The sequence below is a fragment of the Alkaliphilus peptidifermentans DSM 18978 genome, from assembly GCF_900101495.1.
GTDB lineage: Bacteria > Bacillota > Clostridia > Peptostreptococcales > Natronincolaceae > Alkaliphilus_C > Alkaliphilus_C peptidifermentans.
On record NZ_FMUS01000051.1, the window covers coordinates 1 to 10,011 of the forward strand.

At 34.7% G+C, this 10,011-nt stretch carries 8 protein-coding genes; 1 reads left to right on the forward strand and 7 read right to left on the reverse strand.

Features of this window, described 5'->3' with window-relative positions; genetic code table 11:
* Positions 1 to 295: 295 nt before the first annotated feature.
* Positions 296 to 1,423 (reverse strand): protein kinase family protein, encoded by a 1,128-nt coding sequence (locus tag BLP68_RS20760; RefSeq protein ID WP_091547635.1) that lies wholly within the window; start codon positions 1,421 to 1,423, stop codon positions 296 to 298.
* A gap of 446 nt (positions 1,424 to 1,869) precedes the next feature.
* On the opposite strand from BLP68_RS20760, the gene BLP68_RS20765 reads away from it, so the two are divergent.
* A complete protein-coding gene (locus BLP68_RS20765; protein WP_091547636.1) occupies positions 1,870 to 3,057 on the forward strand; it encodes an IS110 family RNA-guided transposase in 1,188 nt (395 codons plus the stop codon).
* A gap of 185 nt (positions 3,058 to 3,242) precedes the next feature.
* Here BLP68_RS20765 and BLP68_RS20770 read toward each other — a convergent pair whose 3' ends face one another.
* The 6 genes from BLP68_RS20770 to BLP68_RS20795 all read right to left on the reverse strand — a co-directional run bounded on the left by BLP68_RS20770 (position 3,243) and on the right by BLP68_RS20795 (position 9,869).
* Positions 3,243 to 3,767 carry a hypothetical protein gene (locus BLP68_RS20770; protein WP_091547638.1) on the reverse strand — a complete coding sequence of 175 codons (525 nt, stop codon included), beginning with the start codon at positions 3,765 to 3,767 and terminating at the stop codon, positions 3,243 to 3,245.
* Between the two features lie 383 nt (positions 3,768 to 4,150).
* Positions 4,151 to 4,480 carry a hypothetical protein gene (locus BLP68_RS20775; protein WP_091547640.1) on the reverse strand — a complete coding sequence of 110 codons (330 nt, stop codon included), beginning with the start codon at positions 4,478 to 4,480 and terminating at the stop codon, positions 4,151 to 4,153.
* 433 nt (positions 4,481 to 4,913) lie between these two features.
* Complete coding sequence (locus BLP68_RS20780) at positions 4,914 to 6,824, reverse strand: ABC-F family ATP-binding cassette domain-containing protein (RefSeq protein WP_091547641.1); 1,911 nt, start codon at positions 6,822 to 6,824, stop codon at positions 4,914 to 4,916.
* A 127-nt stretch (positions 6,825 to 6,951) separates the two neighbouring features.
* The gene (locus BLP68_RS20785) at positions 6,952 to 8,232 is read right to left on the reverse strand and encodes an FAD-dependent oxidoreductase (protein ID WP_091547643.1); all 1,281 of its coding nucleotides are present in this window, start codon (positions 8,230 to 8,232) and stop codon (positions 6,952 to 6,954) included.
* Positions 8,233 to 8,247: 15 nt separating this feature from the next.
* The gene (locus BLP68_RS20790; protein ID WP_091547645.1) at positions 8,248 to 9,183 is read right to left on the reverse strand and encodes a sulfide/dihydroorotate dehydrogenase-like FAD/NAD-binding protein; all 936 of its coding nucleotides are present in this window, start codon (positions 9,181 to 9,183) and stop codon (positions 8,248 to 8,250) included.
* Positions 9,184 to 9,341: 158 nt separating this feature from the next.
* A complete protein-coding gene (locus tag BLP68_RS20795; protein WP_091547646.1) occupies positions 9,342 to 9,869 on the reverse strand; it encodes an OmpH/Skp family outer membrane protein in 528 nt (175 codons plus the stop codon).
* Positions 9,870 to 10,011 lie beyond the last annotated feature (142 nt).

A 10,011-nucleotide genomic window follows, 5' to 3' on the forward strand; every position in this document is an offset into this window, starting at 1 on the left:
AATATAACCTCCAAATATCATCTGTATACTGCTACAAGTTTATTCTTTATCTTATTCCCTTCAAAACCCATCATCTATTAATTCATTCCAGCAGTAGAGCGTCTTTCCCTAGAGATTTCAGATAACGTTTCCGTGTTTACGACGTCCCTGAGCGGGACCCTAAAGATAGGCCGTCTTGGCGGAACTCCGTTCCCGGTGAAGGGATGTGGTGCGCTGATCTTTCCCTCAAAACGTGCTCCCCGAGCCTCCCGTAAACATCGTGTTAGATGGAGTCGGTGAATAGTACTACATTCTCTTAGAAAGGAATATCATCATCTTCTAGTTCAACTTGAATTGTACCTATTTTTGTGTAGATATTATCCAGCACTACTTTCTTTTTGAATTCTGGAAGAGCGATGAACATCCTATAGAATGCTTCAACTAGCTTAACCTCTATGTTTTTAACTAAGCTAAAATTATACCTTCCAGATATAAAACAATTTATTAACATGGAATTATCTTGTATATAATATTCAAGTTTATTTTTTCGAAGTACAGCACCAAGTTCTTCAATAGTTTTTTGAATTTTGTTGATAGGCTCATATGCATCGATATAATAGTTTATTTTTGAGTATATCTTTTCAGCAAATTCTCTGTAAATTTGTTTGTCTTCCTCAGAAAAATCCATATCGCTTAGCACGCCAATTGAGATATCTTGTGAAACCTCAAAGAAAGATTCATACCTTTCTTGAGGATTTTCCTTAATCATCTTCTCAATGACATGCTCAAATATATAACTATCATTCGATTTTGCGAATATGCTTTTAAACAATTTGCCAACAAAATAAATTTCTGTCTGATGATTATATGTTCCGTCATGCAATGTTTCTTCTGGCAAATTGGTAACGGGCCAATTTAGCAAAACACTCTTACCATCTCTCTCTGTTTTCTTAAGTTTTTTTCCAAATCCAAAATCAATTATTTTAGTGTCTCCAAAATAATCTATCAAAATATTAGCTGGTCTAATATCCCTATGTAAAATATTATTTGTTTCAAGATATTCAAAAGCTAATATAACTTCACGAAATACTTCATCCCAATCCTTTCCCCATCCATCATATTCGTATTCATCAATTGGACAACCTTCAACATACTCCATCTGAAGGTAGCCAATTTTACTCTCAGGATAAAGATAGTAATTATATACTCTAACAATATTTGGATGTGATATGTTGAAAAGAATCTTTATTTCATCAACAAATCTTTCATAGCATTCTTCCAAATAATCAATATTCTTTGGTGAATACTTTTTAAAAGCAAAATGCAACTCAGTTAATTCATCTTCAAATAAGTGAGTATCTCCTGTTCCTCCAGAACCTAATGGTCTAATATATTTAAATTGTTTTTTTCTGTCAAACTCAATAATATCGCCATTTTTTAACATTTTATATCCCTCCTAATTACTTGGAGCGTGGCACTCCATATTCACCGATTTCATCTAACGTCTCGTGTTTGCGACGCCTTCGAACTGGACCCTAAAAGAATACCCCATAGCGGAGCTTCGCTCCCAGTGAGAAGGTGTGGTGCCTGACCTTTCCTCTGACACGTGCCCGCCAGCACCCTTGCGCCAAACACATTGTTCGTATAATAGGTTCATAACCAGTTTGATCTGGATATGAGCTTTTTTATTTTATTACTGTGTTTTATACTTAAGGCAAACCTGGGTGTAAGAACGTACACATTGTTGGGACTTTGATCCCGCCGTTTAAACTGTTCAAGCCTAGGCAATCTTCATATCTCGATTGAGCTGGTTGGGCTTTGAGCCCGAATCACTGTGCGAACCTGAGAAGGAGTCGTTGCTGAGGTCACCGGTAAAAAAGGAGGATTTTTATGTATCAACCTGTATTAAGTATTGATGTTTCTAAATCAACTAGTTATGCTGCTGCATTTTTATCCTATGAAAAACCCCATCTTAAGCCTTTTTCTTTTTCTCATTCTCCTGGTGACATGGATAATCTTATTTCTTGTTTAGCATCTCTTGAGGAAAAAACAAGTATTAAACCTAATGTGGTACTTGAAGCCACTGGTAATTTCTCTAAACCTCTGGTAGAGTTCTTTGAAAATGAAGGCTATCGTGTCATTACTCTTAATCCCCTTCAGACTCACCAACAAAAGAAAAAATCTATTCGTAAGGTTAAAACTGATCCTGTTGATGCTAATCGCATTGCTCAGGTTTATTACCTAAGTGATTTTAAGCTTCGTAATAAAGTTGATAATTCTCTATTGGACCTAAGAAATCTTTGTCGCCAATATGAGGGATTTAATGCCCTCTATACTGAATCTCAGCTGCGATTTAGAAGTACTCTTGACCTTGTTTTTCCCAATTATGATACAGTATTTTCTCATCTTTGTTGTAAAACTTCTTTGAACCTTATTTCTAATTTTCCTACTTCTAAGGCTGACCTTATTGCTGCCTTAAAAGTATCAAGACTTGGTGATACTTGGAGTAATAAAATGGCAGATAAGCTTATTAGTGCTGCTAAAGAAAGCTTGCCCATTGTTTCGTCCCATGAGTCTAACTTACAGGTTCTAAAGAATTACCTTGAAATCTTATTGACCCATCAAAAAATACTAACTCAATTACGGGATCAGATCTTACAATGGGCAAGTCTTCAGTCAGACTATGAGCTTTTGTGCAGCATACCAGGCGTCGGATTCTTGACTGCTGCAACCATACTTGGTGAAATAGGTGATATATGTAACTTCCCTTCCTCTAAACAGCTGGTAGCTTTCGCTGGGCTAGATCCAAGTGTCTATCAGTCGGGAAAGTTTACATCTACTAATAACAAAATTTCTAAAAGAGGTTCTACATATTTGAGAAAAGCCTTGTATCAAGCCACCGTAGCAGCTATTTCAAATAGAAAAAAGGGGCCTGTTAATGAAATACTATTTGAATTTTACTCTAAAAAGAAATCTGAGGGTAAAGCTTCTAAAGTAGCTATTATTGCTGCTTGTAGCAAACTATTGCGTATGATTTACGGTGTTCTAAAAAACAAAGTACCATATACTGTTAATTAGTCTTTTATTCTATTTAAGCATATTATTGATGGAAGAAAAAGGGGTTTTATTAAAAAGCCTATTAATAGAGGTTAGCTTTGCTATGCTCTTTTTTCTTCAAATAAAATAATTTTTAAAAGACTATTGACCTAGCTTAGCTGGTTTATATGAAGTCAAACATCTCCAATTTCATTGGCAGTGAGTTTTCACTCTTCTTTAATCGGTATGTGTATTTGTCCATATTTTTGTCCTTCTATCCAGCTATATTGTATATCTGAACCAATAAATCTAATATATCCTGTATCACCAATTAAACCATCATCAAAACTATTCATGATAAACTCAACTGAAGCATAGTTGCTTCTACTAAAAATAGGTGATTTATAATTATTGAACTTTCTTTGTTTACTCTTTTCTATTTCGTAAATTTCTTCTAATCCTTTATCAAATTTAGTCTCTAAAACCACTGAAGCTTGGTAATTATTAACGTAGTCAGGTGCATTCCACTCAAAAACCGCTAAATAATCTACTGTGATTTTTAGTTTTCTCCAATCCCATTCTATACCACTTTTATCATTATTACCTTCCCAATTGTAATAATCAATTATAAGTTCTAATGTCCTATCCCCATTATCTTTATATAAAATATTTATAGAACTAATCTCACTATCATGAAAGTACAATTTATCTAATTCTAACTTGTAGTTTTTGTCACTATCAATAACGGACATAAAAAACATCTCCTTTATAAAAAATATGTGGACTCATAAATACCTATAAATTGATTTCATATAACGTCTCCGTGTTTACGACGTCCCTGAGCCGGACCCAAAAGATAGACCGTCCTGGCGGAACTTCGTTCCCGGCAAAGGGATGTGGTGCTCTGACCTGCCCGAAAAACATGCTCGCCCGCACCTCGCGTAAACATTGTGTTATCTCTGCCCCATACCTCAAATTATCTATATCCACTACACCCTTTCAACCTTTCCAATGTCACCATTTAATTAATGTGTACAATTGTAATATTGTAATATAAAGCAGCTGATGTTGGATTTATGATTAGTTCCTCTTTAAGACTAGCAAGTCCAACTGCGGAAAAATATAACGTTGCCTTCTATATCTTTAAAGTGAAAAGACTTTGCTCCCCAAGGCCATATTTGTGCTCAGTTGCACTGGTTATATTTAATGCTTTAATCCGTTCGTATTCAGCATCAACGTTATCTATATCGAAACCAATTGTTATCAAGCCAGTGCCAGTGTTTGAAAAATCAAATCCCATGACTTTTTCTGCTTCATTTTTGTTATAAATGGCAATAACTAATCCTGCTACATTAATAATAGAATGAATATTGTCTCCCTCAGCTTTTGTACTAAAGATGACTTCATAAAATTTAGCTAAGTCCAAAACATTATTTGATATGATGCAAATATCACTGAACTGCATATCAGAATCTCCTCCATTCATTGAAATAATTAGCAATTATTTAATAAACACCACAATAGTATGTCTGTGCAAATATGAGTAGTGTTTTCTTCTTTCAAATTTAAGTTTTTGTGTTTTAACCAACAATTTTAAATTACATTCTCATTATCTTTAGGGGTTGCAGATAACTCTTGCATTTCCGAACCTTGGTTCGTTATTTATGCCATATTAGTGGGATTAGCGAACCTTGGTTCGGAAATATTTCCTATAGTAGAATTTCTAGTATGAAAAAAAATCTTTAATTTTACATTAAATATCCTAAATTTTAATTATTTCCTACTTCTACATAATCTTCTCTTATCCTCTATTTTTTACATAATATTACATTGTTTTTCCTTGTTATATCAAAAAAAGAACCCTTTTATTTTTTTAAAAAAGGGTTCTCTTATATTAATTATTCTTCATTTTTGTTGTTTTCTATTTCCTCCATCAGCTCTGTTAATTCTAGCCAACGGGTCATTCTGTCATCCAATTGTCTTTGAAGCTCCTGTTGCTCATTAAGATATGTCTGCAATAAACTGTAATCGCTTCCAGCAGCATTAATCTTTTTTTGTAAATCCTCCAGCTTTTCCTCTAAGGAAAAGATTATTTCTTCACTTTCATCAAAATCCTTCTGTTCTTTATAGGAAAGTTTTTTCTTTTCTCTAGGCTTCTTTGCTTCTTCTTTATTCTTTTTATCCTTTTTAGAGGCTTCACCTTCGACTGCATCCTGTTGATATTTTTCTGCATAATCAGAATAGCTTCCATGATAATCAAAGATATTGCCATTCTCTTGAAAAATGAATAGATGATGGGCTATACGGTCTAGAAAATAACGATCGTGGGATACAATTACAACCGTACCAGGAAAATTCTCTAAATAATCCTCTAATATTGTTAAAGTTTGTATGTCTAAATCGTTGGTGGGCTCATCCAATAATAAAAGATTTGGCTCCTCCATAAGCTTTTTTAAAAGGTATAATCTTCTCTTTTCTCCACCAGATAGTGAAGCTATGGGCGTCCATTGAAGATTAGGTGCAAATAAAAAACGCTCTAGCATCTGGGAAGCACTTATTTTTCCCCCATCGGAGGTTTTAATATATTCTGCCGTATCTTTAATATATTCAATTACTCTAAGGCCTTCATCCAGATCTAAGTTTTCTTGGTCATAATAGGAAAGCTTTACCGTTTGACCTATATCTAACTCTCCCTTGGTTGGAGTAAGCTTTCCAGCTAGTATATTCAAAAATGTCGATTTACCACAGCCATTTTTACCAACTATACCAACCATCTCTCCTGGTACAAAAACATAAGAAAAATCTTTAATCAAAGGTTTATCGCCATAGGAATGAGAGATATGCTTTAGCTCCATAACCTTTTTCCCTAAGCGGCTTGAACCAATGGATATATCCAGCTTAGTATTATCTTTATTGTAATTTACCTCCTGAAGCCCTTCAATCCTTTGAATACGTGCCTTTTGCTTAGTAGTTCTAGCTTTAGCGCCCTTCCTTAACCAAGCAAGCTCATTTTTTAATAGAGCTCCATGCTTTCTTTGAAGAGTAACTTCCTGCTCTTCACGTTCTGCCTTTTTTTCTAGAAAAATTTCGTAGTTTCCTTCATAGCTGTAGAGTTTGCCTCCATCCAGCTCAATAATCCGTCCTACAACCCTATTTAAAAAATACCGGTCATGGGTAATTAACAGAAGCGCACCATTAAATTTTTTAAGATATTCCTCCAACCATTCAACCGTTTCGGTATCAATATGATTTGTGGGCTCATCCAAAATTAATAGATCAGCTGGTTGAATTAAGGCCCTTGCCATAGCCACCCTTTTTCTTTGTCCACCAGATAGCTGCTCAATTGGTGTTGAAAAATCTGTAATACCTAATCTAGTTAGAACTGCCTTTGCACTGGCCTCAAGCTCCCATAACCCTTGCATGTCCATGTTTTGGGTTAGTCGGGTTAGTGATTCCTGTAGCTCTTGATTTTGTGGGTTTTCAGCAATATCACTAAGGGTTTTATGATATCGATATAGTAGCTGCAGCTGTGGGTCATCACTGTTAAAGACCTGCTGCAAAACTGTAGAGGCATCATCGAATTCTGGATTCTGGAAAAGATATTGTATACGGGTCTGTTGATTAACAATTCTCCTTCCAGAATCAGGTGCTTCAACACCTGCAATAATTTTTAATAATGTTGATTTTCCAGTGCCATTTACACCTATGAAGCCGATTCTTTCATTGGTTTCAATTCCAAATGTTATATCTTGAAATAGAGTTTTATCTCCATAGCTTTTACTTATATTTTCAACTGTTACAATATTCATGTTCTTTACCTACCCATCTCTTTAGTATACTTATACTATTATACTTCATTAAATATACAATGAAAAGCCAGTTAATTACAGTAGCTAAAATTAATGCCATAGGCTAAAAGCTCATGGCATTATTGTTTTATATTAACTTATCTTGATAAATATTTAAAAGATTTATTCTTTCAAGCTTAATTCTTATTGCATCACTATCTGTAGTGTAAAGATTCAATTCCTTCATTCTCTTAAAATAATCTGAGCCTGCAAAGGTATATCTCCTTTTTAAGCCTTCCTTCTTTAATATTTCTTCATTAGCATGGGCTATTAAATCCCCTGAAGCAAGAATCCTGGGAAGCTCTAATAATGGCATTCCTAGACTTACTCTAACGCTATTATGGCCTGCAAGGCTACCGGTAACAATGGCTTCTGTATGACCTACAAATAATCCTGCCTTTTCACCTGCACACAATAAATTATCTAGGGAATTTACCTTCATTGTATTGCTTCGTGGGGCAATGGATAAGTATCTAATAGAATTTCCAAGGCCACCAGCGTATGGATCCTCATAACGAACATTTTCAAAGCCCTTAAATCTTCGAAGCTTTTCAAGGGGATAAAAGGGTGCCATCAGCTTTGCATGGCCTGTATCTAAAAGAATAAGATTTTCGGCATATTCCTTCAATGCATACTGTTGACAAACCTTCATATCCAATTTATCGAAGGTAATGTCTTCTTTAGGAATTGATAATATATAAACTCCCTTTTCATTTAATTCCTTGACAATTTCCTCTGACAAAGAATCCTTATTGAGCTTACAAGAACCACTAAATGCACCAAAAGAGCCATTTGCCCTCTGTCCCAGTATATCCTCTACTCCTGCCTTTTGATTGAGACTAACCCTTGGCCCAAAGGAGGGACACCTTAAAATACACATTGCACATCCATTACCGTATTTTAAGCAATTCCCCATAGGCCCAGTAGAGCCTGTAGTTTCTATAAAAATATCACCTTCAACTATTTCTTTGTTTTGAAGCTTGACACCAGTTATTTTCTGTCCTGTCATTTCAACATCAATTATTCTGTGTTGCAGGTATAAATTGATACCTAAGGACCGAATGAATCTTGTAACTCTAGGCTCTATTATATTAACATCGTACAGACTGGCATGCTGATGACCAGGGAAGCTTATATTTTTATGCCTTGAGCATTCATCAGTTATTTGAAATAACTCATGGGCTCCAAGTAGTATGCTCTCTTCAGCGGCTGTGTATCTTCCATTATTCCTCATAATGCCACCAACATTGCCTAACCCCAATAACATGTCAGTTCGTTCATAAAGATGTACATCTGCACCGGCCTTTTTAGCAGTGATTGCTGCAGCACATCCAGCCCAACCCCCACCTATAATTACAACCTTAGTCAAAAACAATCCTCCTCCTTACTCCTTATAGTCTATTTGTGTCTTACAGGAACGTATGGGTATTCCATCTGCATCATAAACAATGCAAGCTCCACAGATTCCTTCACCACAGCATAGTTCATTATTATTTGTTAATACCACCTTCAAATTATAGGAATTATAGGTATCAAACAAATTTTTCTGTAAATAATCTGAACCACCAATAAAAATTAAACTGTATCCTCCAGTTGATAAAAAGTAGCTGAGTTTTTCCTTCCCTTCTTTATTATATAAATTAATATTATCTTCAAGAACATTAACATTTGTATATTCACTAATTATATTTATATTTGTTGAAGCTCTATCAATGATAACATCAACAGTATTTTCATTGTGCAGTAGCTGCCTTATTGTTAGAATTGCAGGAGCTTGAGCTATTCCACGGGCTATTACTAGACACTTTTGTTTTTTTGTTTTTTTAAGATTCTCAAGTCCAAACAAGCCATTCCAATAGGGTCCTCTTATTATTAAACTATCATCTACCCCTTTAATAGCTTGAGTTTTCACCCCATGAATTTCAACTGCTATTTTAATTTGGTTTTTAAAATCCTCTACATCCATTATAGATATTGGCATATCAAAGAAGGATTCAAGATTTTTATTCCGTATAAAAATGTAAGAACCCGGCTGTTTTAGCTGTCTAGCTAAACCGTGGGGTACTTCTAAGGTGAAAATGATTATGTTTTTTCCTAAAAATTCTCTGCTTACTATCCTTGCCTCTTTAGATTCTCTAACATTCTTCTTGCTTTGGTTTAAAAAGTGAAATTCCTGATAAATACATACTCCCCGCCAGTTACAATCACAATACTCTTTACCCTTAAGCCGAGAGCAAGTAATACAGCTGTTCATTTCAGCCAAGTAACAGGGACAATAATCACTTCCAGCATCAATGCATCGATCACCCTCGATATTCATACTGTAGCGCCACTCCTTTCTTCCCTACACGCCTTTATATCAGCATATTTATAAACCTAGCATATTGTTACTAAGAATTATATTTAAGTTGGAATTAAGGGCAAAAAAATAACTAGCCATTTATACATGGCTAGTCTTTAATCTTTATTTTGGGGCCTTTAAAAAAGCTCTGCTTCTATAATTCTCCATTGAATATCCTTCTCTTCATCAAAGCTATATTCCAAAATCATATAACCTCCAATATGACCATCTTCAAAGGATGCAAAGACCCAATTATGGGTTAATATAAGGACTTCTTCATGAAAAAACATTGTTCCCCCCAAAACTCCGTCAAAGGGAATTAATTCTGGTTTACTTCTCAAATCCTCAACAATTTCTATTGGTGAAGATTCAAATCCTAAAGCTTTTAAATGATGAATAGTAGTATATTCATGCTGTTTATATATAATCGACTGTTGTTCTTCTTCAAGGGCAGAGTTCAATTTATTAATCTCATCCGTTAGGTTTTCTTTAATGGATTCCCACTCTGCTCTTTCATCTTCATAATTCTGTTGGCTTTCCTTGAAGGCCGCTTCCACCTCTCCAAATTTACCCTGTAGATTAGCAATGAAGCTAATGGTTAAAACCAAAGCAAGTGTAAGTACAACAGCAATCCATAAAATAGGTTGGTTCTTTAATTTAATCATTTTACTCCTCCTCTTGAGAAATATATACCCAAAATAGCTGTTAATAAATATAATTATAACACCTTTTGGCTCCATTGGCTTATATATTATCAATTTAGATTTCATATTATTTTAATTGTAAGCTATACTGGATAATCTAATC

What these genes read in the sequence shown, in the direction of transcription:
- BLP68_RS20780 (WP_091547641.1), bottom strand. Translation starts at nt 6,824, where the DNA reads ATGAATATTGTAACAGTTGAAAATATAAGTAAAAGCTATGGAGATAAA.
- BLP68_RS20790 (WP_091547645.1), bottom strand. Translation starts at nt 9,183, where the DNA reads ATGAATATCGAGGGTGATCGATGCATTGATGCTGGAAGTGATTATTGT.
- BLP68_RS20760 (WP_091547635.1), bottom strand. Translation starts at nt 1,423, where the DNA reads ATGTTAAAAAATGGCGATATTATTGAGTTTGACAGAAAAAAACAATTT.
- BLP68_RS20770 (WP_091547638.1), bottom strand. Translation starts at nt 3,767, where the DNA reads ATGTCCGTTATTGATAGTGACAAAAACTACAAGTTAGAATTAGATAAA.
- BLP68_RS20795 (WP_091547646.1), bottom strand. Translation starts at nt 9,869, where the DNA reads ATGATTAAATTAAAGAACCAACCTATTTTATGGATTGCTGTTGTACTT.
- BLP68_RS20765 (WP_091547636.1), top strand. Translation starts at nt 1,870, where the DNA reads ATGTATCAACCTGTATTAAGTATTGATGTTTCTAAATCAACTAGTTAT.
- BLP68_RS20775 (WP_091547640.1), bottom strand. Translation starts at nt 4,480, where the DNA reads ATGCAGTTCAGTGATATTTGCATCATATCAAATAATGTTTTGGACTTA.